General features: G+C 64.9%; 24 protein-coding genes and 1 tRNA gene. 12 read left to right on the plus strand and 13 right to left on the minus strand.

The window, feature by feature from the left end; translation table 11 throughout:
- Nucleotides 1-2 precede the first annotated feature (2 nt).
- Nucleotides 3-431 carry a hypothetical protein gene (locus ACQ5J0_RS04140; RefSeq protein WP_462569258.1) on the plus strand — a complete coding sequence of 143 codons (429 nt, stop codon included), beginning with the start codon at nt 3-5 and terminating at the stop codon, nt 429-431.
- A 400-nt stretch (nt 432-831) separates the two neighbouring features.
- Here ACQ5J0_RS04140 and ACQ5J0_RS04145 read toward each other — a convergent pair whose 3' ends face one another.
- The gene (locus ACQ5J0_RS04145; RefSeq protein ID WP_462569259.1) at nt 832-1,104 is read right to left on the minus strand and encodes an ArsR/SmtB family transcription factor; all 273 of its coding nucleotides are present in this window, start codon (nt 1,102-1,104) and stop codon (nt 832-834) included.
- Nucleotides 1,105-1,444: 340 nt separating this feature from the next.
- Between ACQ5J0_RS04145 and ACQ5J0_RS04150 the strand changes: the two genes are divergently transcribed.
- The 5 genes from ACQ5J0_RS04150 (at nt 1,445) to ACQ5J0_RS04170 (ending at nt 5,085) form a co-directional block, all read left to right on the plus strand.
- Nucleotides 1,445-1,840 (plus strand): hypothetical protein, encoded by a 396-nt coding sequence (locus ACQ5J0_RS04150; RefSeq protein ID WP_462569260.1) that lies wholly within the window; start codon nt 1,445-1,447, stop codon nt 1,838-1,840.
- Nucleotides 1,841-1,907: 67 nt separating this feature from the next.
- Complete coding sequence (locus ACQ5J0_RS04155) at nt 1,908-2,783, plus strand: 3'-5' exonuclease (RefSeq protein WP_462569261.1); 876 nt, start codon at nt 1,908-1,910, stop codon at nt 2,781-2,783.
- 52 nt (nt 2,784-2,835) lie between these two features.
- Entirely contained in the window at nt 2,836-3,576 is a 741-nt protein-coding gene (locus tag ACQ5J0_RS04160; RefSeq protein WP_462569262.1) for a hypothetical protein, read from the plus strand.
- Nucleotides 3,576-4,433 (plus strand): hypothetical protein, encoded by an 858-nt coding sequence (locus ACQ5J0_RS04165; protein ID WP_462569263.1) that lies wholly within the window; start codon nt 3,576-3,578, stop codon nt 4,431-4,433. The genes ACQ5J0_RS04160 and ACQ5J0_RS04165 overlap by 1 nt, the downstream gene beginning before the upstream one ends.
- On the plus strand, nt 4,426-5,085 hold the full coding sequence (locus ACQ5J0_RS04170) for a hypothetical protein (protein ID WP_462569264.1): 660 nt from the start codon (nt 4,426-4,428) through the stop codon (nt 5,083-5,085). Before ACQ5J0_RS04165 ends, ACQ5J0_RS04170 begins: the two co-directional genes overlap by 8 nt.
- Before the next feature lie 1,139 nt (nt 5,086-6,224).
- Here the strand turns inward: ACQ5J0_RS04170 and ACQ5J0_RS04175 are convergent.
- The 4 genes from ACQ5J0_RS04175 to ACQ5J0_RS04190 form a co-directional block, all read right to left on the minus strand.
- Nucleotides 6,225-6,300 (minus strand) — tRNA-Lys (locus ACQ5J0_RS04175).
- 41 nt (nt 6,301-6,341) lie between these two features.
- Nucleotides 6,342-6,836 carry a 2-amino-4-hydroxy-6-hydroxymethyldihydropteridine diphosphokinase gene (gene folK / locus ACQ5J0_RS04180; RefSeq protein ID WP_462569265.1) on the minus strand — a complete coding sequence of 165 codons (495 nt, stop codon included), beginning with the start codon at nt 6,834-6,836 and terminating at the stop codon, nt 6,342-6,344.
- A 14-nt stretch (nt 6,837-6,850) separates the two neighbouring features.
- A complete protein-coding gene (gene aguB / locus ACQ5J0_RS04185) occupies nt 6,851-7,726 on the minus strand; it encodes an N-carbamoylputrescine amidase (RefSeq protein ID WP_462569266.1) in 876 nt (291 codons plus the stop codon).
- 49 nt (nt 7,727-7,775) lie between these two features.
- Entirely contained in the window at nt 7,776-8,633 is an 858-nt protein-coding gene (locus ACQ5J0_RS04190; RefSeq protein WP_462569267.1) for a class I SAM-dependent methyltransferase, read from the minus strand.
- 127 nt (nt 8,634-8,760) lie between these two features.
- Here ACQ5J0_RS04190 and msrA point away from each other — a divergent pair, with 127 nt between their 5' ends.
- Nucleotides 8,761-9,297 (plus strand): peptide-methionine (S)-S-oxide reductase MsrA, encoded by a 537-nt coding sequence (msrA, locus tag ACQ5J0_RS04195; RefSeq protein ID WP_462569268.1) that lies wholly within the window; start codon nt 8,761-8,763, stop codon nt 9,295-9,297.
- Nucleotides 9,298-9,520: 223 nt separating this feature from the next.
- On the plus strand, nt 9,521-9,982 hold the full coding sequence (locus tag ACQ5J0_RS04200) for a hypothetical protein (RefSeq protein WP_462569269.1): 462 nt from the start codon (nt 9,521-9,523) through the stop codon (nt 9,980-9,982).
- Between the two features lie 66 nt (nt 9,983-10,048).
- On the opposite strand, the gene ACQ5J0_RS04205 is transcribed toward ACQ5J0_RS04200, so the two are convergent.
- A complete protein-coding gene (locus ACQ5J0_RS04205) occupies nt 10,049-11,389 on the minus strand; it encodes an RsmB/NOP family class I SAM-dependent RNA methyltransferase (protein WP_462569270.1) in 1,341 nt (446 codons plus the stop codon).
- 55 nt (nt 11,390-11,444) lie between these two features.
- Between ACQ5J0_RS04205 and ACQ5J0_RS04210 the strand changes: the two genes are divergently transcribed.
- Nucleotides 11,445-11,603: a DUF1674 domain-containing protein gene (locus ACQ5J0_RS04210; RefSeq protein WP_462569271.1), complete on the plus strand. Its 159-nt coding sequence runs from the start codon at nt 11,445-11,447 to the stop codon at nt 11,601-11,603.
- Between the two features lie 26 nt (nt 11,604-11,629).
- Here ACQ5J0_RS04210 and ACQ5J0_RS04215 read toward each other — a convergent pair whose 3' ends face one another.
- Genes ACQ5J0_RS04215 through ACQ5J0_RS04230 form a run of 4 tightly spaced genes read right to left on the minus strand, consistent with a single transcriptional unit; the run spans nt 11,630 to nt 17,314 of the window.
- Nucleotides 11,630-13,015: a cytochrome P450 gene (locus ACQ5J0_RS04215; protein WP_462569272.1), complete on the minus strand. Its 1,386-nt coding sequence runs from the start codon at nt 13,013-13,015 to the stop codon at nt 11,630-11,632.
- 44 nt (nt 13,016-13,059) lie between these two features.
- A complete protein-coding gene (gene hemH / locus ACQ5J0_RS04220; protein ID WP_462569273.1) occupies nt 13,060-14,082 on the minus strand; it encodes a ferrochelatase in 1,023 nt (340 codons plus the stop codon).
- A complete protein-coding gene (locus tag ACQ5J0_RS04225) occupies nt 14,079-16,373 on the minus strand; it encodes a xanthine dehydrogenase family protein molybdopterin-binding subunit (RefSeq protein ID WP_462569274.1) in 2,295 nt (764 codons plus the stop codon). Before ACQ5J0_RS04225 ends, hemH begins: the two co-directional genes overlap by 4 nt.
- Nucleotides 16,352-17,314: an Mrp/NBP35 family ATP-binding protein gene (locus ACQ5J0_RS04230; RefSeq protein WP_462569275.1), complete on the minus strand. Its 963-nt coding sequence runs from the start codon at nt 17,312-17,314 to the stop codon at nt 16,352-16,354. The genes ACQ5J0_RS04225 and ACQ5J0_RS04230 overlap by 22 nt, the downstream gene beginning before the upstream one ends.
- Nucleotides 17,315-17,430: 116 nt before the next feature.
- Between ACQ5J0_RS04230 and hflK the strand changes: the two genes are divergently transcribed.
- From hflK to ACQ5J0_RS04245, 3 genes are all read left to right on the plus strand, one after another.
- Nucleotides 17,431-18,594 (plus strand): protease modulator HflK, encoded by a 1,164-nt coding sequence (gene hflK / locus ACQ5J0_RS04235; RefSeq protein ID WP_462569276.1) that lies wholly within the window; start codon nt 17,431-17,433, stop codon nt 18,592-18,594.
- Between the two features lie 2 nt (nt 18,595-18,596).
- Nucleotides 18,597-19,430, plus strand: a complete 834-nt coding sequence (gene hflC / locus ACQ5J0_RS04240; RefSeq protein ID WP_462569277.1) for a protease modulator HflC — start codon at nt 18,597-18,599, stop codon at nt 19,428-19,430.
- Nucleotides 19,431-19,576: 146 nt separating this feature from the next.
- A complete protein-coding gene (locus ACQ5J0_RS04245; protein WP_462570053.1) occupies nt 19,577-21,109 on the plus strand; it encodes a Do family serine endopeptidase in 1,533 nt (510 codons plus the stop codon).
- 99 nt (nt 21,110-21,208) lie between these two features.
- On the opposite strand, the gene ACQ5J0_RS04250 is transcribed toward ACQ5J0_RS04245, so the two are convergent.
- From ACQ5J0_RS04250 to ACQ5J0_RS04260, 3 genes are all read right to left on the minus strand, one after another.
- A complete protein-coding gene (locus ACQ5J0_RS04250) occupies nt 21,209-23,434 on the minus strand; it encodes a PBP1A family penicillin-binding protein (RefSeq protein WP_462570054.1) in 2,226 nt (741 codons plus the stop codon).
- 124 nt (nt 23,435-23,558) lie between these two features.
- Complete coding sequence (msrB, locus tag ACQ5J0_RS04255; protein ID WP_462569278.1) at nt 23,559-23,966, minus strand: peptide-methionine (R)-S-oxide reductase MsrB; 408 nt, start codon at nt 23,964-23,966, stop codon at nt 23,559-23,561.
- A gap of 48 nt (nt 23,967-24,014) precedes the next feature.
- Complete coding sequence (locus ACQ5J0_RS04260; RefSeq protein WP_462569279.1) at nt 24,015-24,686, minus strand: glutathione S-transferase family protein; 672 nt, start codon at nt 24,684-24,686, stop codon at nt 24,015-24,017.
- Between the last annotated feature and the right edge of the window lie 67 nt (nt 24,687-24,753).

Raw genomic sequence — 24,753 nt, forward strand, 5'->3', positions numbered from 1 at the left:
GATTGAACATCGACAGGCCCGAAACCTGGCTGGCGATCCACGGATTTCTCGTGGCCTTCCTTTGGGAAATGCTGCAGATGCCCTTCTACGAAATGGGCGCGCTGACCGCTTGGCAGGTCACCACTCGCTGTGCCCTCGCCAGTTTCGGCGATGCAGGGATCATGGTGTTCGCCTACCTTTTCGCCTCCTTGGCGGCGAAGGACCGGTGTTGGTTGCACCGCCCCAAGTGGCAGCCCGTAGTAGCCTTTCTGGCAACCGGCGAGATGATTACGATTGCGGTCGAGTTCGTGGCACTGCGGGTTCGATGGGGCTGGAGCTATTCGGAGCGAATGCCTGCTTTGTGGGAAATCGGGCTGGTGCCGGTGCTGATGTGGATCGCTGTGCCGCTTATCGCGCTCGCGCTGGCTGCCCGCAGCACGGCGAAACACTGAGGACCGTCTTCTCGGAACCTTTGATAGAGCGCATGCGCGCTGCGGGTTTTGGTGTGGAGATCCACGATGGGCTCAATGGTGTGTCCGATGCCGACGTCGACCTGAGCCTGGTTGAAGCACTGGAATAGATGGCAAAAGGCGGTTCCGTCGAGCTGATCAAAGCGGACACAAATCTCCGGTTCGAAAAGTTCGACCGCTATCCCTCTCGCGATCTGCTCCAAAAGAATATTCTCTCGTCCAGACTAGACGTGACTACGCTTGTTCAGACGGCTCGTGAAGTTCTGCACGAAAGGCTCCTTTCGATGGCACTCTCAGCCGGTCCCAACTGAACGACATCGCGCTCAGACCACGATAAGACGAAACGAGCGACCCCGTTCGAACAATCAAAAGCCTGCTGGTTCTATGTGCCGATGCGCCCAAGGTAATCAGCTAGATTGTGGAGGGTTGTGAACCTCGCGGTATGAGTGACCGATCGTCCCGACTTTTTCGACAATATAAGACCAGCTGCCTCTAGGACTGTGAGATTGACCGCTGCAGTGTTCAACAACGTTCCCGCCGCCTTTGCCGCCTCTGTCGTAGTAAGGCCGTTTTCCGAATTTGCGATTGCCTCGAACAAGGCAAGCCGGTTGGGCTGGGACAGGGCATTGAGAACCTTGACATAATTGCTTTTCATAACCTCTGAGGTATCAGCCCTCCCTCACAACTTCAACATTCCATTACCATTGGAGTAATGAAGTTTGTGGAAAACTCCGATGCAGTCGCCAGGTTGCTCACAGCTTGCACGGTCGCTGGGCCACCCCAAAGGCACTGGGCTAAACCTGAGGTCGATAAGCTTCTGCTCGTCATGGTGGTGACGCATGCTCTCTGTGGCCATGAGCGCGATCTACGCTCCGGCTCGGCAGCGACTCACATAAAATATACTTCAATGGTCTTGAAGTGTTGAAGTGTCGTGCTATATGGCTTGGCGTGACTGCGGCGAGGAGCTGCAGATCACGTGCAAGGAGGTATCGATTATGGGTCTGTTGAACATCGAGCGGCCCGCTTCCCGCCCGGCCACCGAAACGACGACTAACCGCTGGATGCTGGATCCGCTGGATCATTCCGATGATGACGAATGCATCACCCTCACTCTGCGTGAGATTGTGCGGGTGACGCTGGTCGCCACGGAAGTCGGCGCCCGGTTCCAGCGCGATGGTATCACCACGGACCCTATGGCCTGGATGCTCGCGCCCCGCCGCGTGTTCGGAGGCCTGCCCCCGGTAGAGGCATGCATCATGCAGTCCAATTGCGCACGGGCGGTTCTGATCCATGGCCTCGGGCTCGATTTGAACATCGCCTCGGAAGACTTGGATGTGCTGCTCGACGACGATCTCGAGGATGTGAGCGGCAATTTTGAACCGGCCGGCTGAACCTCGAAGTTCGAGCACGACTGCCCTCGCCCAATTCATCCCATTCCGAATTGCCAAGGAGCTCATCATGGCTTTTCCAATCAGCATACCCGGTGCAGACACTCAGAATACTCGCCTCCTCACTAAGATCGATCTTCAGCACGGTGTTACCGGTGCTGGTAATCTTGATGGGCCCACCATGACGGCCTTGGTCGTCGATGTGGAAACCACCGGCCTTTGCCACGAGAAAGACGTCATCATCGAACTGGCGATGCGCCGCTTCCGGTATGACGATGATGGCGTCATCGTTGAGATCGGGCGCTGCTGGACCTGGAAGGAAGATCCTGGTTTTGCCCTTCCCCAGGACATCATCCGTCTGACGGGGATCGTCGACGCAGATGTGTCTGGAAAAAGCATCGACGACGCTGTCGTGACGAAGATAGTCAACGAAGCCGACCTCCTCATCGCGCACCATGCGAGATTTGACCGCCCCATGTTGGAGAAGCGCCTGCCCCATCTTCCGGGACGGCCTTGGGCTTGTTCCTGCGAAGGTATCGACTGGGCCGAAGCTGGCTTCGAAGGTCGTTCGCTCGGTTACCTCGCCATGCAGGCTGGATGGTATTTCGATGGGCATCGTGCCGCGAACGACGTGGATGCGGTAGTCCAGCTCCTGCGCCACGAAGGGACCGATGGCGTGCCGTTGATGTATGAACTCAACGAGAACGCCCATGCGTCTAGTCATCTGATCGAAGCAGTCGGGGCCGCGTTCGAGGTGAAGGATACCCTGCGCCTGCGTGGTTATCGCTGGAATGCCAATGACGCGGTCTGGTGGCGCGAAGTCACTGACAACGACCTTCTTGCTGAACAGGTCTGGCTGGCTCGCGAGGTATATGCCGAAGGCAAGATGGCTCGGAGCATGGCGCCGCGGATTACGCATCGTAACGCCTTCCAGCGCTATCGCTGAGGGCCTTTCCCTTCCCTCCTGAATCCCTGCATATCCAAAAGGAAACGAAGTCATGGCCAGAAAGCCGACCAAGACCCGCTCCAGCACCAAACAGATGACAAAGACCGACCTTCCCGACGGGCTCGTCAGTCTCACGCCGGTGACATATGCAGTCGCTGACACGCAGATCACCGCCCTGCAGGTCTGGCATAATCCCGGTCGCAAGCCGTCCTCGCATGGGCCTTGGGACGATGAGGCGGACAAGGTCGCCTGGGTCGATGAAAAGTCGGGGTTGGGCTGCATCATGCTGCGCCAGGAGAATGGGACCTTGTCCGGTTACGTGGGGGTCGGGCCTGATCATCCGCTTTTCGGCTTTAACGCGGATGCCGTGCCGATCGATATCGCCGGGCCTGTCCACGGCGGGGTGACTTACGGCAAGGCGTGCGAAGTCAACCGCTTCAAGCAGGAGGAATACGGCGATCCGCGCACCGAGCGGTATACCGTGTGCCATGTTACCGTCACGCGGGTCGTTCGGAACTACCGCACCGTGAAGGCTACAAAGGACGAGTTCGAGCACGAGGATCTGTGGTGGCTTGGGTTCGACACCGATCATGTCGGCGATCTCGTTCCGAAAGGTTATGATCACCACGCCGCCAAGGGTGATGTCTACCGCGATCAGGCGTTCGTGTATCGCCAGGTCACCGCCTTCGCTCGTCGCTTGAGGGAACTTGCCGACGCGAAAGATTCCGACACCGAGGGCGAAACTGCGCCCATCCAGCTGCCTGCCCCCTCGTCCGATCAGGGGCATGACTAATGAATGGCGCCTTCGAAGACCTGATCCCGAAGCCGCCGCGCAATCGCTATGGTGCGGACAGGCATCCCGATCTGCCTTGGGGTTATTGGCTGACCTCAACCGGTGAGGTGCCCGGAGAGCCTCCCCTGGTCGATGAAGACGGCGAGGAATGGGGGTCGGTGCGGGAAGCCTTCTGCGTCGGGCGGCTCGGCATCGGCATTCCGTATGGAGGTTGGGATCGCAATGTTCTCGACTTCTTGATGTCCTACATGGCCATCATCGATGGCCGGTTCGTTGAGCCCGGTGAGAAGGCCAAAGACGTCTTCATGGGTCATCGGCACTTCGCAGATTTCCTGGAAGCGTTTCTTTTCGCGGCAGGGTTGACCGATCAGTCCGCTCACGTGCTCACGCTGGAAGGTCGTGCGGTGCTGCAAATGCTGATCGCGACGCGGTCACGCGACGACGCAAATGAGAAAGTCGGCCTCGACTGGATTGCGGCGACCCGCACCGTAGCGCGGTCGAGCGAACGCCGGACGGCAGCCGATCTGGTCGAGCAGCGCGAGCAGGTCGCCGCGCGCATGGCGCACCGGTTTAAGCCGGATGCGATCGCGGGTATCCCTGTCGTCAAGCTTATCGGGCTGCGGATCACCGAGGCCGTCCCCGTGCGCAGCACCTTGTGGACGATGGCTTGGCCGGAACTCGATGTGCATGCGCGCAACCAGTTCTACCTTTGGCTGCTTGAGCGCATCGATCGCTGGGACGACTGGAGCGACATGGTGACCGAGCATGGCTCGCGTGCGCTGACCGAACATTTCATGAAGCTCGCGTTCTGCGATCGGCTCGGTGGTCTGGCGCAGGAGGACCGGTCCGATGGCTGATCGTCGTGATGATCGCCGCAACCGGTCGGGGCACAGTCCGCAAAATTTTAGGATGAAACACGCTATGGAAAATGCGACCAAGTCACCTAACCGGCATCCCGCGCGATTGCTCTCGGTCGTCTTGGTCGATGGCGCTCTGACCGCTGGCGGGCAATACCAGCGCCTCACTTGCTACGGTGCATTCGAGGTGGACTTCGTGGAAGGCAGTCCGTCGTTCACGAGCCATCATGCTTCGACAACAGAGAATGCGCCTAGAGCGGCGCTGCTGAAGGATTTGGGCGCTTTATCCCATGACAGCCACGTCGTGCTGGGTTCGAGCCGGGCACAGCATACGTTCTGGGACCGTGGGCACATCCTCGAGGCGGGGCTTTCCTACTTCTACGCCATGAGCGAGCTGGAGGTCATCGAGCCATCCAACCTGCATCTGATGGGTGCACCGGAAATGGCGATGGCCGAATTGGCAAAAACCTTCGGTCTACTGATTTGTGACAAGGAAGATGTCCTCGGGCAGGCCCGGGCGGCAGGGGTTCGTGCTCAACTGGTCTGGCTGGCGTATGTAGCGTCGAAACTGGGCCCGAAGGAGACCCGCAACCTGTTCGCGGCATACCAAGCCTGGCATGCCATCGAAAAGGCTCGGCCCTTACCATTCTGAGCGGCTAATATGAATTTCGCTAGATCGTCTCGTAATTACGGGGCTTTGCAGACTTCGGCCGCAGGTTCAGTGAAGGCACGTTTTGCAGCCAGTTTTATGGGTAGGGCTGATTACCATTTTTTAAAGATGATCTAATACTCTAGCTGTATCAATATTTTCGAACCGCGCATCGGAAACAAAATTGTCAGTGCAAGTAAAAACCAGTCTACGTCGGTCGAAGGTATCCGCAACCGCTGCCTTTATCTTTGAAGAGGCGCGAATCGATGTCCGGCGCATCGACTACAAATTTGATAGGCAGTTGGCGCGGGGGCAACGCGCGTCCATCGGTCCAGCGGATTACTTCGTGAAGAAGATTCGCCAAAAGACTAAGATTCCGGTTTGGATGATATTCCGGGACCATGGTTTCATAAGGCTTTCCATCGAATGGAATGAGCCCCGGATCGATTATGATGAGACGCTGAAGGACAGGTGTGGGGTTAGTGTCTTAAGAGCGCTTCCGGCTACAGTTATAAGCACGGCACCCGGTAAGCAGATCGGGGATCTAATTGGCGGACTAGGCTCTCTCGGAAAGCTCGAGATTACGGGCGCGTCGAGAGATGGGGAATGGTCTCGTTTTACAGTCAGGCAATCTTGGCAACGAATTGACTGACCCGTCCAGGCGAACGTCGGTTTTGAGGGCTCCATTGGCAAAGCGGGATTATTCCGGCTCCGGGGCGACCGACGGTCGCGACGATGGTCATCGCCGCACGGTTTTCAAGCCATTCGAGGGTTTGCCTTCGCGAGCAGCATCGGGCGAGCAAATGTGTCGGCGGCTCGTTTCCTAGACAGGCCAACGAACCGGTTCAGCCCGCCGGTTGGAAAAAACGAGTTTCCGCAATTGCTGGGATGCGAACGTCGCAGGCGGTCTCAAACTGCGTCGCGTTCTGGTTGACCGTTTCAACCAGAACGCAAGGCGGTGCAATTACATGCACTTCCAGGGCGGGGTAAGTGGAACCGCACAGCCCTAGTCAGCGGGAATGCAAGATTTTCCCCTTTCGTTTATCACTGAAAAACAAGGGGTTCTGGGAGCGATAAAACAAAATGCAAACTTATGGCCCGGAAAATGCTGATGCAAGATTGCGCCAACGCTGGGGTCAAGGTGGTGAGCCCTGCTGGGTTCGAACCAGCGACCTACTGATTAAAAGTCAGTTGCTCTACCGACTGAGCTAAGGGCCCGCACGCATGCCTTGGCGGCCGGAGTGTCCGGCACGGGCGCGTCACCTAGGCAGCGGGCGAGGCCGGGTCAAGCGCGCATCGAGTTGCCTGAGGCTCGCGCCGGTCAGCGGATCGACCCAGTCGGGCGCCACCGCACTGGCCGGGCCGAGCACGAAACCGCGCTCGCGAAAGCGCGGGTGGGGGATGGCGAGATCGGGTGAAAGCCAGACGCCTCCGCTCCACAGCACGATATCGATGTCGAGCGTGCGCGCGCGCCAGCGCTGGCCGCAGCGGCGGCGGGCGAAGGTGCGCTCGACCGCGGCGGCGAGTTCCAGCATCGCGGGCGGGTCGCGCCGCGTCTCGGCAAGGACCGCGGCGTTGGCGTAGCGGCGCAGCGCGGGGCCGACCGGAGCGCTGTCGATGATCGGCGAGGTCTCGAGCAGTTCGACACCCTGTTCCGCCAAGGCTGCCATCGCCGCCGCCAGCACTGCGCGCGGGGCTCCTACCCCGGGCACGCGCATGTTCGATCCCAGCGCGAGCAGATAGCGATGGCTCACTCCGGCGCGCGCGATCAGATGTCCTCGCAGATCCGGCCGTAGAGCTGCGGCCGGCGGTCGCGGAAGAAGCCCATGCCGGCGCGGTGGGTCGCGGCGCGGTCGAGATCGAGCGTGGCGAGCAGCACACCGCTTTCTTTGGCGCCGTAGTCCGCGACCAGATCGCCCCATTCGTTGCAGATGAAGCTGTGGCCGTAGAAGCTCTGCACGCGGTCTTCGGGGCCTTCGGGACCGATGCGGTTGGCCGAGGCGACCGGCATGCAGTTGGAGACCGCGTGGCCCACCATCGCGCGGCGCCACATCCGGCTGGTGTCGAGCTCGGCATCGTAGGGTTCCGAACCGATGGCGGTGGGATAGAACAGCACCTCGGCACCCTTGAGCGCCATCACCCGCGCGCATTCGGGATACCACTGGTCCCAGCAGATCCCGACGCCGATCGTCGCGCTGCCGCCAGTGCAGGGCACCTCCCAGACCTTGAAGCCGTCGTTGCCGGGGCGGAAATAGTATTTTTCCTCGTAACCCGGTCCGTCGGGGATGTGGCTCTTGCGATAGGTCCCCATCAGGCCGCCATCGGGGCCGATCATCGCCAGCGTGTTGTAATAGTGATGACCGTCGCGCTCGAAGAAGCTGGTCGGGATCGAGACGCGGTGCTTCGCGGCCAGCTCCTGCATCGCGAGCACCGAGGGATTGGTATCGGTGGCGCAAGCGCGGGCGAACAGCGCCTCGTCCTCCTCACGGCAGAAGTATTCGCCGGCGAAGAGCTCGGGCGGCAGGATCACCTGCGCGCCCTTGCCCGCCGCCTCCTCGACCAGGGCGGAAACGGCGGCGATGTTGCGCGCCTCGTCGGGGTCGGCGAGCGACAATTGGAGGACGGCGATGGTGAGCGTGCGCATGGCGCCCGAATTAGGTTTCGCGATGCGCGAAGTCCACCGCTAGCGTGTCTCAGCGCTTGCGGAACAGCAGCGTCATCCGGTCGCTCTCGCCGACGTTCTCCAGCTCGGGCTTCTTGCCGCTCCACGACGGGGGAAGCTGCCAGACGCCTCCTTCGTGATCGGCGGTGTCGGCGGGATTGGCGTTGATCTCGCTGGTATCGACCAGTTCGAAGCCATGCGCCTCGACCAGCGCGACCACATCGTCCTGACGCAGATAGCCATTGCTGCCGAGCGTGTAATCCGCCGGGGCATCGGCTTTGGCGCGGTGCTGGACGATGCCGAGCATACCGTCATCGGCAAGCAGTTCGCGGATCCGCGTCAGCTCGGTGTAGATCACCCCCGAGCGCAGCAGATTGTGCATTTCGCGGAACACCAGCACGCGGTCGGCGGTGCCTTCGAGCTCCTCGGGAATATCCTGCGAGGCGTGGAGCGCGACCGGCGCGCCGGAGAGATTCCAGCCGGGCGATGCTTCGGCGAAGCTGCCTGGAAGTCCTTCGAAATATTTGGCGAATCGCTCACCGTCCGCGGCGGCGGGGTCGGGGGTCAGCCCGACATAGCGGCCCTGCGGCCCGAGATAGGGGACCAGCACCCGCGTGTACCAGCCGCCCGCGGGCATGTAGTCGACCACCGTCATACCGGGTTCGACCTGGAAGAAGGCGAGCGTTTCGGCGGGATTGCGCCATTCGTCGCGCGCTGTGTCCTCGGCGCGGTTGGGGCTGGCCAGCGCGGTCATCATCGCGTGCTGCGCCGGGCCGTGGGCGGCGTGTTCGGCATCGCCGCTGCCATGCTGGTGTTGGCCGATGGCGGGGGTGGCAAGGGCGGCGGAGGCGAGCGCAGCAGTGGCGCAGGCGGCAAGCAGGGTACGCATCGATTCTCTCCCGGGATTTCTCTGTCCGCAACCCTGCCCGCGCGGCCCGCCAATGACAAGCGGACCATGACAAGCGCGGATGACAAGCCGGGGCCGGCTTCCTATCTGGCAGGCAAAGGAGAATTCAATGGCTACTCAACAGATGATCATGGCGGGCGGATGCTTCTGGTGCACCGAAGCGGTGATGAACGATGTCGTCGGCGTGTCCGAGGTCGAAAGCGGCTACATCGGCGGCGATCGGCCCGATCCGACCTACAAGGAGGTCTGCAGCGGCACCACCGGCCACGCCGAGGCGGTGCGGGTGAGCTTCGATCCCGACGTGATTTCGCTCGCCGACCTGCTCGACGTGTTCATGGGGACGCATGATCCCAGCCAGCTCAACCGCCAGGGCAATGATGTCGGCACGCAGTATCGCAGCGCGATCTTCCCGCTTGACGATGCGCAGCGCGAGGAAGCAGAGGCGGCGATCGCGCGCTGGAACGCGGAGAATTCGGGCACGGCGGCAACGACGATCGAAGGGCCGGCGCAGTGGTATCCCGCAGAAGACTACCATCAGGAATATTGGGACGGCGAAGGTCAGCGGAACCCCTATTGCCAGGCCACTATCCCCCCCAAACTGCTGAAGCTGCGCAAGAGCTTTCAATCGAAGGTCAAGTCCGACTGAGCCTTCGGGCCGGCCCGTCCGGGCAGATGCGCAGGCCGCGAGCCACAAACTTAACCTTCATTGGTTTTGGTCCGGTTGCTCCGGACCGCCCGCTCTTCAGGACATGGCGGACGTTCGGTCTGTCGGCGATGTCGAATGAATAATGAGGTGGGAAATGGCCGAAATACCAGTCGAAAAGAAAAGCAGTCTCGCGTGGCTATGGATCTTGCTTGCGCTGATCCTGTTGGCGCTGATCCTCTGGTGGGCTCTCAGCCCGGAAGACGATGACAGCGATCTTGTCGAGCCTGTGGTTGTCGAAGAGCAGGTTGCCGTCGAAGACGAGCCGATGCTGCCCGCCGCCGGCGAAGCGACGCTTGCCGCGATCCTAGAAAACCCCGCGCAGTATGTCGGGAGCGAGTTTTCGGGCGAGGTCGCGGTTGGTGGACCGCTGACGGACCGGGGCTTCTGGGTCGAGAGCGACGGCCAGCGCATGTTCGCGCTGATCGAAGACGGTCCGCGAGAGGTGCCGATGGATATCAATCCCGGCCAGCGTCTGCAAATTTCCGCGGGCACGGTTACCAGCCCTACTTCGATCGGTGATCTTCCGGGCGACGAGCTCGATGCCGATACGCGCCGGATTGCCGAGGAGCAGGAAGTCTTCCTGGTCGTGGACGAGGACGACATGCAGATCATCGAGCGTCCCTGAACCGGCTCCGAAATATTGAAAACCGGACCGCCGGCGACACCGTCGCCGGCGGTCTTGTATTGGCGGCTAGGCCTTGCGCCAGCGGGCGATGAAGAAGCCATCGAGCCCGCCGAGTTCGGGCAGCATCCCGGGATCGGTCCGGAGCCAGCCCTCGCTCGTGGGCGAGAGGCTGGCGGGGAGTTCCTCTGCGGCGATGGGCGCGGGGGTCAGGTCGACCTTAGCCGCCTGCTCCTCGCCCTCTTCGCGCTCGAGCGAGCAGACCGCATAGACCAGCGTGCCGCCCGGCTTGAGCCAGGTCACGGCACGCTCGAGCAGCGCGGCCTGCAGCTCGACCATCTCCTCGATCTGGCGCGAACCGATGCGGTGGAGCACGTCGGGATGGCGGCGCGCGGTGCCGGTGCTGGTACAGGGCGCATCGAGCAGGATCGCGTCGAAACTGTGCTTGGGCTCCCACGCCAGCGCGTCGGCGCGGACGATGCCCGCCTTGAGACCGGTGCGCTTGAGATTGTCGCGCAGCAGTTCGAGCCGCCGCTTGGAAATGTCGAGCGCGGTCACCTGCCAGCTCGCCGCGGCGAGCTGGAGCGTCTTGCCGCCGGGCGCGGCGCAGAAATCGAGCGCGTGACGGCCTTCGCCTGCATTGGCTCCGGGCCCGAGCAGCCGCGCGGGCAGCGAGGCGGCGAGATCCTGGACCCACCATTCGCCCTCGGCAAAACCGGGCAGCTTCTCGACGCTGGCGCCGCGCGGCAGCCGGAGCCGGCCCGGCATCAGACTGTCAGCGGCGAGCTGGTTGGCGAGATCGGCGGTGCGCGCGGGGTCGCGCAGAGACAGGTCGAGCGGCGGCGGATTGGCGAGACCCGCGGCAATCGGTTCGGCTCGCTCACCCCAGCGGGCCGCGACCGATGCGGGCAGGGTCGGCGCATGTGGCAAAAGCCCCTCCCCTTGAGGGGAGGGGTTGGGGAGGGGTGTACCCCCGTCCGCAGATGACGGAACCCCCACCCCCGGCCCCTCCCCCTCGGGGAGGGGGGATTGGCGTTTCGCCAGCGTCGAGAACACGCCATGCGCCAGCCGCCGCGGACCGCCCGCGAGCAGCGGCAGCCCGGTCGCCAGCACCGCATGCGGCGGGGTGTCGAGCCGCAGCCATTGCGCCAGCATCATCCGCAGCACCATGCGCACCTTGGCGTCGGGGGGCAGATTGTCCTTGGTGGCGCTGTCGATCAGCGCGTCGAAATCGACCAGCCAGCGCAGCACCTCGCTGGCGATGGCGCGGGTGAGCGCCTTGTCCTCGAACCGGCGGACGTCGCCGGTTGCGGAGCCGAAGGCGATATCGAGCGTCTCGCCGCGCCGCAGCACGGCATCGAGCAGGCGCAGCGCGGCGCGGCGCGCGGGGAAACCGGGGGGCATGGCCATGGCGGCTCCCCTACCCGCCCTTGAAACCGCGCGCCAGTCCGCGCATCTGATGGAGATGGACAAACGCGCAACCAAGCGGCCCGACGGCTTCGAGAAGCCCGCACACTGGACCAACGAGCCGGCGCCCGCGCCCAAACCGCCCGAAACGGACGAAAAGCTCAGTCCGACGCGCTATGGCGACTGGGTCAAGGACGGCATCGCGATCGATTTCTGATCGCCGGATTGACCGCGCGTCCGGTCTCAGAGCTTCTTGAGCGTGATCCTGAGCCCGTCCTTGGGCTGGGGGATCGGCCAGGCCTGCCAGTCGGGATCGTAGCCCGGCTCGACCTCGATCCGGTAGCGGGTCAGCATCTGCGCCATCAGCAGTTTGATCTGCATGTATGCGAAATGCAGTCCGAGGCACATATGCGCGCCCCCGCCGAAGGGGACCCAGGCGTATTTGTGCCGCGCCTTGACCAATTCGGGGGTGAAGCGCTCGGGATCGAAACGCTCGGGATCGGGCCAGTGCTCTTCCATATGGTGGACCAGATGCGGGTTGATCCCGACCCGTGCACCCGCCGGGATTGTGTAGCCGCCATGCTCGAAGCTGCGCAGCGCGCGCCTGGGGATCGAGGGCACCGGCGCGATCATTCGGAGCGATTCCTTGAACGCCATCTCGGTCAGCTCGGGCTTGCCGAGATCGTCATAGGCGAGACCGCCCCCCTCGCCCCCGGTGATCGCGGTCAGCTCGTCGCGCAAGCGGTCCTGCCATTGGGGGTTCTTCGCGAGCAGATAGACCAGCGAGGTCGCGGAGGAGGTGATGGTGTCGTGCGCCGCCATCATCAGGAAGTTCATGTGATCGACCACCGCCTCGACATCCATCAGGCTGCCGTCCTCGAATTCGGCGGTGGCGAACTGGCTGAACATGTCCTGCCCGCCTCCCTCGGAGCGGCGACGCTGCGTTTCGCGGGTGAAATAGTCGACCAGGAAGGCGCGTCCATCGACGCCCTTCTTCATTTTCGTGAAGGGCAGCGGACGCCGCACTGGCGCGATCGAGGCCTGGACCATGTCGACGAAGGCCTGGTTGATCCTATTCGCCTCCTCGCCGAAGGGCAGGCCGATGAAACTGTCGGCGGCGAGATCGAGCGTGAGCTGCTTGATCGCAGGGTAGAATTCCATCGCACCGCTGCCCCATTCCTCCACCCGCGCGGCGATCCCGCGGTTGAGGCTGTCGGCATAATGCCGCATCGGTCCGGGCTTGAAGGCGATCGACAGCGCCCGGCGATCGGCGCGGTGGTGGTCGAAATCGAGCAGCATCAGCCCGCCGGGGAAGAGGCGGTGGAGCACCGGGCTCCAGCCCTGATCGCTGGAGAAGATCTTGCCGCGGTCGAACAGCATCAGCTCGTTGGCCTCTGGCCCGATCAGCGCGACATGCCAGCCGCCCATCGAGTTGACCTTGTAGACCGGGCCGTAGGTCTCATGCATCCGCCTGGCGAAGGCATGCGGATCGGAGAGCTGGGTGAAGGTGTGACCGACCAGCGGATAACCCTTCTCGCCCGGAATATGGTCGAGCGAACCGCCGGGCAGCTTTTCGCGCCAGTCCTTCGGGGTGAACTCGGCAGACGGGTCGGACGCGAGGCTGGCCATAGGTTGCTCCTTGATACTTACCTGCGTGTAAGCAACCTCGCCGGCTAAAGCCACCCGGACAATTCGCGCCGCAGGATCGTCTCGAGCATGTCGAGCCCCGCGGCGGAGGTGTTGAGGCAGGAGAGCGCGGCGAACTGCTCGCCCCCGGCTTCGAGGAACTGCTCCTTGCCCTCCATCGCCAGCTCCTCGAGCGTCTCGAGGCAATCGGCGGAAAAGCCCGGCGCGGCGATCGCGATCCGCTTGGTGCCCGCCTGCGCCTCTTCCTCGAGCGTGGTGTCGGTGGCGGGTTCGAGCCATTTGGCGCGGCCGAACCGCGACTGGAATGTGGTGCGCAGCCGGAGGCCGGGGCGGTTCAGCCTGGCTTCGAGCAGCCGCGCGGTCTTGCGGCAATGGCAGTGATACGGATCGCCGAGATGCAGCGTGCGCTCGGGCATGCCGTGGAAGCTGAGCAGCAGCAGTTCGGGTTCGAAGGCGAGCGCGTCGATCTGGCGCCCGATATCGAGCGCGAGTGCATCGATATAGGCGGGATCGTCGTGATAAGGCGGCAGCGTCCGCAGGCTGGGCTGCCAGCGCATAGCCTTCAAAGCATCGCTCGCCTTGTCGACCACGGTTGCGGTCGTCGCGCCCGAATATTGCGGGTAGAGCGGGGCCAGCAGCACGCGCTCGCAGCCCGCCGCCATCATCGCGTCGAGCCGGTCGGGAATCGACGGCGCGCCGTAGCGCATCGCCCAGTCGACCCGCACGTTTTCACCCATCCTAGCCTGCATCGCCTCGGCCTGCCGACGGGTGATCACCGCCAGCGGCGAGCCTTCCTCGGTCCAGACCTTGGCATAGGCCGCGGCGCTTTTCTTGGGGCGGGTGGTGAGGATCAGCCCGCGCAGGATCGGCTGCCAGAGCAGCGGCGGGATCTCGACCACCCGCCGGTCGGAGAGGAATTCGGCCAGATAGCGCTTCACCGATCCTGGATCGGGCGCTTCGGGCGTGCCGAGATTGACCAGCAGCACGCCGACCCCGCCCGAGCGGACGGGGGGATGGTCGTGCGGCAAGGTCTGGGGCTGCCAGGTCATAATCCCTCCGATAGCAGCGGCACGCGGCGAAAGCGCACTCCGGTTGCAGCGAACAGTGCATTGGCGATGGCAGGTGGCGCGACCGCCACACCCAGCTCTCCCGGATCGAACGGCTCGGCATCGCTCTCGACCAGATCGAGCACGATCTCGGGCGCATCCGCGAGCGTGGGCAGGCCCAGATCGCCGAGCCGCGCGCTGACCGGACGGCCGCCGCGATAGGTCACGCTTGAACCCGTCGCCATGGAGAGCCCGAACAGCAACCCGCCCTCGATCTGCTGGCGGGCCACGTCGAGATTCACGATCCGGCCGATATCCGCCACTGCCGACAGCCGCGAGACCCGCACGCCGCCCTCGCCCAACTGCGCCTGCGCTACACAGGCGATCGACCCGCTGGCATCGCCGAATTCCATCCGGATCAGCGCCAGCCCCTGCCGGCTCCCCTCGCCCCCGCCGTCCCATTCGCCCAGTTCGGTCGCGCGCTGCAGCACTTCGGCAGAGCGTTCGTCGTGCCCGAGCATCGTCATCCGGTAGAGATAGGGATCGCGCATGGCTTCGCGCGCCAGTTCGTCGACGAAACATTCGTTCGCAAAACCGGTGTAAACCGCCGAATTGCCGCGCAGCAATCCCGTGGGCAGATCGAGCGCGACGGGCACGTGATCAACCGCGATATTGGCAATCGCGTAGGGCGGCACCGCGCCCTCGCAGGCCAGCGGATCGGGCTTGCCCGCGGCCCGTTCGATCGCTGCTTCGGGAGTGGCGTTGGCGAACAGCCGCTCGCCGAATTCGCGCACCGTGGCGGGCATGGCAAGCCGCGCCCGCCAGGCGACCGGCGTCCGCTCTTCGCCCGGCGAAAGCCTGGCCGTGAGCACCAGCGCAACCGGCGTGCGCGGCGGCAGGGCCCTGAATTCCTCCGCTCGCGGCCAGGTCAGCTGGACCGGCCTGCCCACTTCCCGCGCGATCTGCGCGACCTCGATGGCATGCTGCTTTTCCAGCCGGGCATCGAAGCTGCCGCCCGCGCCGAGCGGATAAAGCACCACGTCGCTTGCAGACAGGCCCACCGCTTTCGCTGCGGCTTCGCGCGTGGCTTCGGGCGCCTGCGAGGCGATCCACAGCTCCAGCCTCCCAGCGGCATAATGTGCGGTGGCGCTGGCGGTCTCGATCGCGGCGTGGACGGCGGGCGCGATATCGTAGCGCTGGACGAGGTCGAGCCCGGTGAGGACGGCATCGGGATCTCCATAGCTCGCGATCCGCACCGCATCCCCGGTGCGGACACCCTGGTCCAGCGCCTCGTCGATCGCCTCGCTGTCGACCCCGCCCGGGCCGCCGAAGCGCAGCGCCATACCGCCGAGCGCGCGTTCGGCGCGCCACCAGCTGTCCGCCACCGCCGCGATCCAGCGCTTCGATTTCACCAGCGCGACCAGCCCCATGCCGGCTGCTTCGGCTTCGTCGAAACCGACCAGTTCGGGCAGGCCCACCGGGCCATGCCGGATGGAGGCATAGACCATGCCGGGCAGGCGAATGTCGGCAGCGAAGAGATAGGTGCCATCGACCTTTGCCGGCAGGTCGAGCCGGGGCAACTCGCCCGGGCCGGGAATCCCGCCTGCCAGCGGCCGCTCACCCGGAGACTGTGGGCGCAGCGGCGGCGGGTCGGGCGGGGTCATCAGCGCGGCCTCTTCGGCCAGTTCGCCGAACCGGAGGCGTTTTTCGCCGTGGAAGATGAAGCCGTCCTCGGCCTCGCATTCCTCCCAGCCGACGCCCCAGCGTTCGGCTGCGGCCATGGCGAGCATGGCGCGCGCCGCTGCGCCCGCCGCGCGGCAATCCGCCTCATAGGCGGCGAGAGTCGATCCCTCGGCGGTTGCGGCAAAATTCTCGGCGCGGGCGAAGCGCTCGGCAAGGTAGCTGTCGGGTTCGTCTGCCAGAGCGGGCAGAACCGACCACAGCGGGGCCCATTTGGCGGCCAGCGGGACATTGGCCTGCGCGCCGCTGGGGGGCACCGTCGCGACCGCGATCTGCCGCCACGACGCGCCCATCTCCTGCGCCACGATCTGCGGCAGCACCGTAGTGACCCCCTGCCCCATCTCGAGCTGCGGCACCGCCACCGTCACCACCCCGTCGGCGGCGACGGTCAACCAGGCGCCGAACCGATGCTCGCCCGCGCCGGTCTGCAAGGCAGGCGCATAGCTGCGCGGCCAGGCCCACCACGCCACCAGCAGGCCCCCGCCCACCGCCGCTCCGGCAAGCAGCTGGCGGCGCGAAAGCGAAACCTCGTTCAGACGCTCTTCGATAGCCAAGCGGCGAGCTTTGCGGCGATGGCGCGGAACGGTTCGGCGAACGCCTCGTCCCCGGCCGCGGGGGGCCGGCCGGCATCGCTGCCCTGGCGGATCGCGAGATCGAGCGGGATGCGCCCAAGAAAGGGCAGTTCGAGGCGCTGCGCCGCTTCCTCCACCCCGCCCGCGCCGAAGGGATCGGAGATTTCGCCGCAATGCGGGCAGGCATAGCCCGACATGTTCTCGACCAGCCCGATCACCGGCACCCCCGCCTGATCGAACAATTGCCCGGCACGCGCGGCATCGATCAGCGCGAGATCCTGCGGAGTGGAAACCAGCACGGCGCCGGCGGGTTTGAACTTCTGCAGCATGGTCAGCTGGACATCGCCGGTGCCCGGCGGCAGATCGACCAGCAGCAGTTCGGTGTCGCCCCAATGCGCGTCGACCAGCTGGCTAAGCGCATTGCCCACCATCGGCCCGCGCCAGGCGATCGCCTGACCCTGCTTGACCAGATGACCCATCGACAGCACCGGAACCCCGACCGGGCTGGCGACCGGGATCAGCTTGTTCTCGCGCGCTTCGGGGCGTGCGTCCTGATTGCCCAGGATCATCGGCTGCGAAGGGCCGTAGATATCGGCATCGACCACGCCGACCTTGTGCCCCATGCGGTGGAGCGCGATCGCGAGATTGGCGGTGAGCGTGGACTTGCCCACCCCGCCCTTGCCCGAACCCACCGCGACGATCCGCCGCGCGCGGCGCTCGGCCGTGAGAATGACGCGAACATCGCCGACTTCGGCAAGCGCGCCGACCCCTTCGCGCACCGCCGCTTCCATCTGCTCGCGCTCGCGCGGGTCCAGCCCGGCGACATCGAGCACCACCGTCGCGCGCCCGTCCTTCACCGTGGCAGAGGTCACGCGTTCGGCGATCGGGTCGGGGAGCGCAGCGGTTAATGCATTATCGGCCATGCGCTGCGCCGTGTAGCATCAAAAAGCGCGCGACAACCCCTGTTTTTCCTGCAGAACGACCCTATAGATAATGCATGCGAATATTGGACGGGTTTGGAAAACACATCGGGCTGGCTATGGCCGGCGGCCGCAACCCCTGGGGCAAGGGTCCCGGCAAGGGTTCCGGCGATGCCAGCAACGGCGGCGGCGAGGGCGGCGAGGGTGGCGACACTCCCCCGCAAGATCCCGGCGCCAAACCCAAGGGGCCCAAGAACCCGTGGCTGCCGCCCGGCGCCAGCGGGAGCGGCCCGCGCCGTTCGGCCAATATCGAGGATATCTTCAAGAACCGCGGCCCCGAAGGTCCGCGCCGCACCGGCGGGCCCGGCGGCCCCAATTTCCGCCTTCCGCAGCGTCCCGGCGGCGGCAGCTGGCTGCCTTTCGCCATCATCGGCCTGGTCGCGGTATTGGTGCTGGCAACCAGCGTCCACCTGGTCGAGGCGCAGGAAAAGGCCGTGGTCAAGACACTCGGCAATTACACCCGCACGCTGGATTCCGGGCTCAACTTCACCGCGCCCTTCCCGATCGAGACCGTCGACATCGAAGACGTTCAGGGCGTCCGCGCCCTGCGGATCCCCGGTTCGAGCGAAAACGCCAAGCTCATCCTGACCGGCGACCAGAACCTTGTCGATCTGAGCTATATCGTGCGCTGGAACATCAAGAACCTGGAGAATTTCAAATTCTCGCTGGTCGAGCCGATCGAGACCGTGGGCGAAGTGGCCGAGGCCGCGATGCGCGCCGAAGTCGCCGAAAAGACGCTCGACGAGACCTTCTCGGGCCAGGGCCGCGCCGAGATCGAACAGGACGTGCGCCAGCGAATGCAGATCGCGCTCGACGCCTATAATTCGGGCATCCAGGTGCTGGGTGTCGAAATCGACAAGGCCGATCCGCCCGCCGAAGTGGTCGACTCGTTCCGCGACGTTTCGGTCGCCGAACAGAACGCCGATGCCTCGCGCAACCAGGCGCGCGGTTATGCCCAGCAGGTCCTCGCGCAGGCGCAGGGCGAGGCCGAGGCTTTCGACGAGGTCTACGAGGAATACCGCCTCGCTCCCGAAGTGACCCGCCGCCGCCTCTATTACGAAACCATGGAGCGGGTGCTGAGCCAGACTGATACCACCGTGGTCGAGAACGAAGGCGTCACCACCTATCTGCCGCTGCCCGAAGTGCGTCGCCGCAGCAACACGGCTGCGCCAGCCGCGACCGCACCGGCGCAGCCCGCCCAGCCGCAGGGAGAGAGCCAGTGACCATGAGCAATATCTGGGACAGGCATCGCAAATTGTTGATCGCGCTGGCCGTGCTGATCGTGCTGTTCTTCACCAGCGTCTATATCGTGCCCGAGGAAGAACAGGCGGTGGTGATCCGCACCGGCGAGCCGATCGGCGTGGTCAATACGCCCGGCGGCGAGACCAACGCCGGGCTCTATTTCAAGGTGCCCTTCATCGATTCGGTCCGCCGGATCGAAAAGCGGGTCCTCGATCTCGAGATGTCCGACGAGGAAGTGCTGTCGAACGACCAGCAGCGCCTGCTGGTCAATGCCTATGCGCGGTTCCGGATCTTCGATCCGGTGCGGATGGTCGAGCGCGCCGGTACCACCGAGGGCGTGCGCCTCGCGCTCGAACCGATCCTGAACTCGGTACTGCGCCAGGAACTCGGCCGCCGGACCTTCCAGAACATGCTGACCGCCGAACGCGGCACGGCGCTGGCGAATGTGCGCGCCAACCTCGACCGCCAGGCCCGGCAATACGGGGCCGAGGTGATCGACGTGAAGATCAAGCGTACCGACCTACCAGATGGCGCCCCGCTCAATTCGGCCTTCCGCAGGATGGAATCGGACCGCGAGCGCGAAGCGCGCACGATCCGCTCCCAGGGTGAGCGGGACGCGCGCATCATCCGCGCCGAAGCGGATGCGGATTCGGCGCGGATCTATGCCGACAGCTTCGGCAAGGATCCCTCGTTCTACGATTTCTACCGCGCCATGCAGAGCTACGACACGACGTTTTCCGGTCAGAACGGCGGCGAGAACAGCATTATCCTGTCGCCCGACAATGAGTATCTGAGGCAGTTCCGCGGACAGCGTTGACCGTTCGTCGAGCGGAACCATCGGCGTTCAATGGCGGTTCAGCGGATAAGGGTTGAAACGAGCCGAGCCCCTATAAAGGCGCTCGCCAGCACCGGGTCACCGGCGCAGGCGCGCTTCATGCAAAGGAACGAGAGGACGTGAAACCAGTGCGATATGCCTATGGATTGACGAGTGTGTTGTTGGTTGGCGGTGCCGCCGTATCGCTGGCGACCGGCTACCCCGCGGGTGCCCAGGTGGCGCAGAACGACGATATGCAGATCTCGCGGGCGGTGCCGCGCGCCGGCGCGCCCGAGAGCTTCGCCGACCTCACCGCGCAATTGCAGCCTGCGGTGGTCAACATCTCCACCCGGCAGCGGGTCGAGGTGCAGAGTTCCAACCCGTTCAGCGGAACGCCCTTCGAAGGGCTGTTCAACCGCCGCCAGGGCCAGCAGGACGCCGAACCGCAGTTCCGCGAGGGGCAGTCGCTCGGTTCGGGCTTCTTGATCTCGGCGGACGGCTATGTGGTGACCAACAACCATGTGGTCAGCCCGCGGGGCCGGGGTACGGTTGAAGAGATCACCGTGACCATGCCCGATGGCACCGAATACGAGGCCGAAATCGTCGGTACCGATGTCGAATCCGACCTCGCGGTCCTCAAGGTTAGTCGCGACGAAGCCTTTCCCTTCGTGCGCTTCGGCGATTCCACCCGAGCGCGCCCTGGTGATTGGGTGGTCGCGATCGGCAACCCTTTCGGTCTGGGCGGCACCGTCACTAGCGGGATCGTTTCCGCGGTGCTGCGCAACACCGGTATGGTCGGCGGCGCCTACGATCGCTACATCCAGACCGATGCCAGTATCAACAGTGGCAACTCTGGTGGTCCGCTGTTCGATATGCAGGGCAATGTGATCGGTATCAACAATGCGATTATCTCGCCGACCGGCGGCAGCGTGGGGATCGGCTTTGCCATCCCCGCGGAGATCGCGGCCCCGATCGTTGAGCAATTGCGCCGCGGCGAGGCAATCGAGCGCGGCTATCTCGGGATCAGCATCCAGCCGGTCACCGACGATCTCGCGGCTTCGCTCGGGATCGAGCGCAATCGCGGCGAAATCGTCCAGTCGGTCCAGCCGGGAGAAGGTGCCGAGCGTGCCGGGCTTCGCGCGGGCGACATCGTCATCAGCATCAATGGCGAGCCGGTGACACCCGAGCAGACACTGTCCTTCCTGGTCGCCAATGTCGCGCCGGGCGAGACGATCCCGGTCGAATACATCCGCAACGGCGAGCGCGTCCGCACCAATGTCACGGTCGGCAGCCGCCCCAGCGCCGAAGAGCTGGCGCGCCAGCAGATGTTCGATCCCGAAGCCGAAGAGGAAGAGATGCTTGAGAGCCCCGACGACGGGCTGATCGAGCAGCGTCTCGGTCTTCAGGTCGTGCCGCTCAACCCGCAGATCGCCAGCCAGCTCGGCGCGTCTGCGGGGACCACAGGCCTCGCGGTCGGTGCGGTCGATTCCAATTCGGATGCCGCGCGCAAGGGTCTCCAGCGCGGCGATATCATCCTGAGCGCGAATTACCGCGAAGTGGCGGATATTGCCGGGCTCGAAGCCGTGATCGCCCAAGCCGATGCCGAGGACCGCGACGCGGTGCTGCTACGCGTCCAGCGGCGCGGACGCCCGCCGGCCTATCTCCCGGTTCGCCTCCGCTAGCCGGCGTACCGCCCAGCTGCGGAACAAAGTAAAAGGGGAGCTCCACCGCCGGGTGGGGCCCCCCTTTCTCGTTTGGCTGAAGCAGCGCCTTCGCGAGCCTCAATATTCGATCGGCGGCCTGCTCGGCGGGCGGGGCTGGCGCTGCTGCTGGCGCGGCGGCTCTTCGCTCTCCTCGCCGATGGCGCGACGGAGGAAATCGTCGCTCGCCGCCGCGGGATCGTCGGGCGCGGGTTCGCCCGGCAGCGGCTGCCCGCCGGGGCGTCTCGGCGGCTGACCCGGCTGGCGGGGACGGTCTCCTTCGCCCGCACCCGGGGCGACGCCCGGCTGCTCGGGATAGGGGAAGTAACCCTCGCCCTCGTCCTGCGGACGGCCCGGCTCGATCAGATTGCCCTGCTCGTCGATGAAATAATAATCGTCGGGATCGCCGAACATCTGCTCGTCGTCGGGTTCCAGCTGCCATTCGGGCAGTTCGAGATCGGTGTCGAATTCCTCGATCGGGCGCGCCCTGACCGCATAGCGCATATAGGCGGCGAAGGCTTCTGCCGGCGCGCGCCCGCCCTGCAGGCTGGCGACGCGGGCGTTGTCGTCGCGGCCCATCCACACGCCGGTGGTGATGCCGCTCGAAAAGCCGACGAAATAACCGTCCTTGTTGGAATTGGTGGTGCCCGTCTTGCCCGCCACCGGGCGTCCGATCTGTGCCGCGCGGCCGGTTCCGGTGTTGACCGCTGTCTGTAGCAGGTCGGTGATCCCGGCGGCGACATGGTCGGGCACCAGCTGCACCTCGCGCGCGCGCTCGTGCTGGTAGAGCAGCTCGCCGTCGCCGGTGGTCACCTTGAGGATGCCATAGGGCTCGACCGAGCGCCCGCTCGCCGAGACCGCGGCGAAGGCGCGGGTCATGTCGATCAGCCGGACCTCAGAGGAACCCAGCACCATGGAGGGAAAGGTCGAGACAGGGGTGGTGATGCCGAAGCGCCGCGCCATGCTGGCGACGGTGCCGAAGCCGACTTCATTGCCGAGCTGGGCGGCGACTGTGTTCTTCGAATAGGCGAAGGCGGTGCGCAGATCGATCGCCCCCGCATAGCTGCCGCCCGAATTGCGCGGGCTCCAGCCGTCGATCGTCACCGGCCCGTCGACCACCCGGTCCTCGGGCGTATAGCCCGCCTCGAGCGCGGCGAGATAGACGAACAGCTTCCACGCCGAGCCCGGCTGGCGCATCGCGTCGGTGGCGCGGTTGTAATTGGTCTGGACGTAATCGGTCCCCCCGACCAGCGCGAGCACCGCGCCGTCGCGGTCGAGGCTGACCAGCGCGCCTTGCGCGCCCTCGGGGGTGTTGGCCTGGATCGAAGCGGTGGCGGCGCGCTGCATGCCGGTGTCGAGCGTGGTCCACACCTCGATCGGCTCGAAAGTCTCGGGCAGCAGCAGGTCGAGCTGCGGCAGCGCCCAGTCGGTGAAATAGCGCACCGAATTCTGCCCAGTCTCCTCCTTGAGATTGACCGCGGAGACGTCGACCGAAGCCTGGCTGGCGCTGATCCGGCCCTGCTCGCGCATCAGCCGCAAGACCACGCTGGCGCGGTCCACCGCGGCGTTGACGTCCGCGGTGGGCGAATAGCGGCTCGGCGCCTTGACCAGCCCGGCGATGATCGCCGCCTCGGCGATCGAGAGGTCGGTGGCGGGATGGCTGAAGAATTTGCGCGAGGCCGAATCCACGCCGTAGGCGCCGCCGCCGAAATAGACCTTGTTGAGATAGAGCTCGAGAATCTGTTCCTTGGTGAACTTGGTCTCCAACGCCACCGCCAGCACCGCCTCGCGCAGCTTGCGGTCGATGGTGCGGTTGGAGTTGAGGAAGACGTTGCGCGCCAGCTGCTGGGTGATCGTCGAAGTGGCCGCGACGCGGGTGTCGTCGGTGACCGCCACCCACAGCGCGCGCGCCAGACCGATCGGATCGACCCCGAAATGCGAACGATAGCGCCGATCCTCGACCGAGATCATCGCATCCTTCATGACCTGCGGGATCTCCTCCGAGCTCAGCCACTGGCCATAGCTGGGGCCGAGTTCGACGATCTCGCTGCCGTCGCGCGCACGCACCACGATCGTCTGTCCGACCTGGGTCGCCTGGAGCTGGTAGAAGGAGGGAAGCGAGCGCGCGGCGAAAGCCACCGCCAGCCCCACGAACAGCGCCCCCAGCAGCGCCAGCGCCAGACCCCACAGGATCAGCCGGCGCAGCCACAGCCGCCAGCCGCGGCGCCCGGGCCGTTCGCCGCCACCACCGCTGCGCTTTGCAGCCTGGGCCTTGCCCGCGCTGCGACGGCTGCCCCGCTGGGTCATATCGTTCTGTTTGCGTCCCGCCAATTCGCGTCACCCGATCACTGATCCGGGCGTTGCATAGGGCAGTTGTAACGATGCGTGAACGGCGAACCGCCGTACCCTCCCCCGGCGCGCGCGCAGCAGCTCAGGACGCGTCGTCCTCGGGCTCGAAATCGAGCGCCGCGCTGTTGATGCAATAGCGCAGCCCGGTCTCGCCGGGACCGTCGGGAAAGACATGCCCCAGGTGCCCGTCGCATTTCGAGCACAGCACCTCGGTGCGGACCATGCCCATGCTGACATCGCGGTGTTGCTCGACCACATCCTCGTCGGCGGGCGCGGTGAAGCTGGGCCAGCCCGAGCCGCTGTCGTATTTGTGCGTGCTGTCGAACAGAAGCTGGCCGCAGGCGGCGCAGAGATATTCGCCCGCCTGCTTGTTCTTGTCGTATTTGCCGGTGAAGGCGCGTTCGGTGCCGCCTTCGCGCAGCACGTGATATTGTTCGGGGGTCAGCTTCTCGCGCCATTGCGCATCGGGAATTGCGAGCTTGTCGGTCATAGCGGTCTCCTTCCCTCGCGATATGGTGAGCAAACCGGCAAGTTCCACTCAAACATCGACCAGCGCGTAATGCGACGGGGGCTGGATGCCTTCCATCTTCTCGCCCAGCAGCGGGCGGAAGCTGGGGCGGCTCTTAACTACCGAATACCAGCCGCGGGTCTGCTCGTGGCCCGACCAGTCGATCCCGCCGAGATAATCCGCCACCGAGAGCTGCGCCGCCGCGGCGAGATCGGCGAGGCTCATGGTCGAGCCGGCGATCCAGCTGCGGGTGTCGACCAGCCAGTCGATGTAGTCGAGATGGCCATGCGCCAGCTTCATCGCCTCGCGCAGCACCCGCCCGTCGGGGGGCTGGCGCAGCACCAGGCGCTTGTGGACCTTTTCGTGGAACAGCGGCGCGATCACGTCGCCGAAGAAATTCTCGTCCATCAGCGCGATCAACCGGCGGATCTCGGCGCGGTAGATCGCGGTTCCGCCGAGCAGCGGGCTGCGCTCGACCGTCTCGTCGAGATATTCGCAGATCGCGCGACTGTCGCTGATCGCGAGATCGCGCGCCGGGTCGTGCAGCACGGGAACGCGCCCCGCGGCATTGAGCGCGATCAGCTCGTCGCTGGCCTCCCAGGGTGCCTGGCGGACGAGTTCATAGGCGATGCTCTTCTCCCCCAGCACGAGGCGAACCTTGCGGCTGAAGGGACAGAGGGGGAATTGGTGCAATTGCCACATGGTGGGGAGCGTCCATGAAGCATGGGGCCGGCGAATGCCAGCCTTGCCGATGCAAGTTTACGCTGCG

Source organism: Qipengyuania sp. SM2512 (genome assembly GCF_054954005.1).

Excerpts from the sequence above, each read along its gene's own strand:
- ACQ5J0_RS04145 (WP_462569259.1), bottom strand. The coding sequence starts at position 1,104 with ATGAAAAGCAATTATGTCAAGGTTCTCAATGCCCTGTCCCAGCCCAAC.
- ACQ5J0_RS04150 (WP_462569260.1), top strand. The coding sequence starts at position 1,445 with ATGGGTCTGTTGAACATCGAGCGGCCCGCTTCCCGCCCGGCCACCGAA.
- ACQ5J0_RS04155 (WP_462569261.1), top strand. The coding sequence starts at position 1,908 with ATGGCTTTTCCAATCAGCATACCCGGTGCAGACACTCAGAATACTCGC.
- ACQ5J0_RS04160 (WP_462569262.1), top strand. The coding sequence starts at position 2,836 with ATGGCCAGAAAGCCGACCAAGACCCGCTCCAGCACCAAACAGATGACA.
- ACQ5J0_RS04165 (WP_462569263.1), top strand. The coding sequence starts at position 3,576 with ATGAATGGCGCCTTCGAAGACCTGATCCCGAAGCCGCCGCGCAATCGC.
- ACQ5J0_RS04170 (WP_462569264.1), top strand. The coding sequence starts at position 4,426 with ATGGCTGATCGTCGTGATGATCGCCGCAACCGGTCGGGGCACAGTCCG.
- aguB (WP_462569266.1), bottom strand. The coding sequence starts at position 7,726 with ATGCGCACGCTCACCATCGCCGTCCTCCAATTGTCGCTCGCCGACCCC.
- ACQ5J0_RS04190 (WP_462569267.1), bottom strand. The coding sequence starts at position 8,633 with ATGCGTACCCTGCTTGCCGCCTGCGCCACTGCTGCGCTCGCCTCCGCC.
- msrA (WP_462569268.1), top strand. The coding sequence starts at position 8,761 with ATGGCTACTCAACAGATGATCATGGCGGGCGGATGCTTCTGGTGCACC.
- ACQ5J0_RS04205 (WP_462569270.1), bottom strand. The coding sequence starts at position 11,389 with ATGGCCATGCCCCCCGGTTTCCCCGCGCGCCGCGCCGCGCTGCGCCTG.
- ACQ5J0_RS04210 (WP_462569271.1), top strand. The coding sequence starts at position 11,445 with ATGGACAAACGCGCAACCAAGCGGCCCGACGGCTTCGAGAAGCCCGCA.
- ACQ5J0_RS04215 (WP_462569272.1), bottom strand. The coding sequence starts at position 13,015 with ATGGCCAGCCTCGCGTCCGACCCGTCTGCCGAGTTCACCCCGAAGGAC.
- hemH (WP_462569273.1), bottom strand. The coding sequence starts at position 14,082 with ATGACCTGGCAGCCCCAGACCTTGCCGCACGACCATCCCCCCGTCCGC.
- ACQ5J0_RS04230 (WP_462569275.1), bottom strand. The coding sequence starts at position 17,314 with ATGGCCGATAATGCATTAACCGCTGCGCTCCCCGACCCGATCGCCGAA.
- hflK (WP_462569276.1), top strand. The coding sequence starts at position 17,431 with ATGGCCGGCGGCCGCAACCCCTGGGGCAAGGGTCCCGGCAAGGGTTCC.
- hflC (WP_462569277.1), top strand. The coding sequence starts at position 18,597 with ATGAGCAATATCTGGGACAGGCATCGCAAATTGTTGATCGCGCTGGCC.
- ACQ5J0_RS04250 (WP_462570054.1), bottom strand. The coding sequence starts at position 23,434 with ATGACCCAGCGGGGCAGCCGTCGCAGCGCGGGCAAGGCCCAGGCTGCA.
- msrB (WP_462569278.1), bottom strand. The coding sequence starts at position 23,966 with ATGACCGACAAGCTCGCAATTCCCGATGCGCAATGGCGCGAGAAGCTG.
- ACQ5J0_RS04260 (WP_462569279.1), bottom strand. The coding sequence starts at position 24,686 with ATGTGGCAATTGCACCAATTCCCCCTCTGTCCCTTCAGCCGCAAGGTT.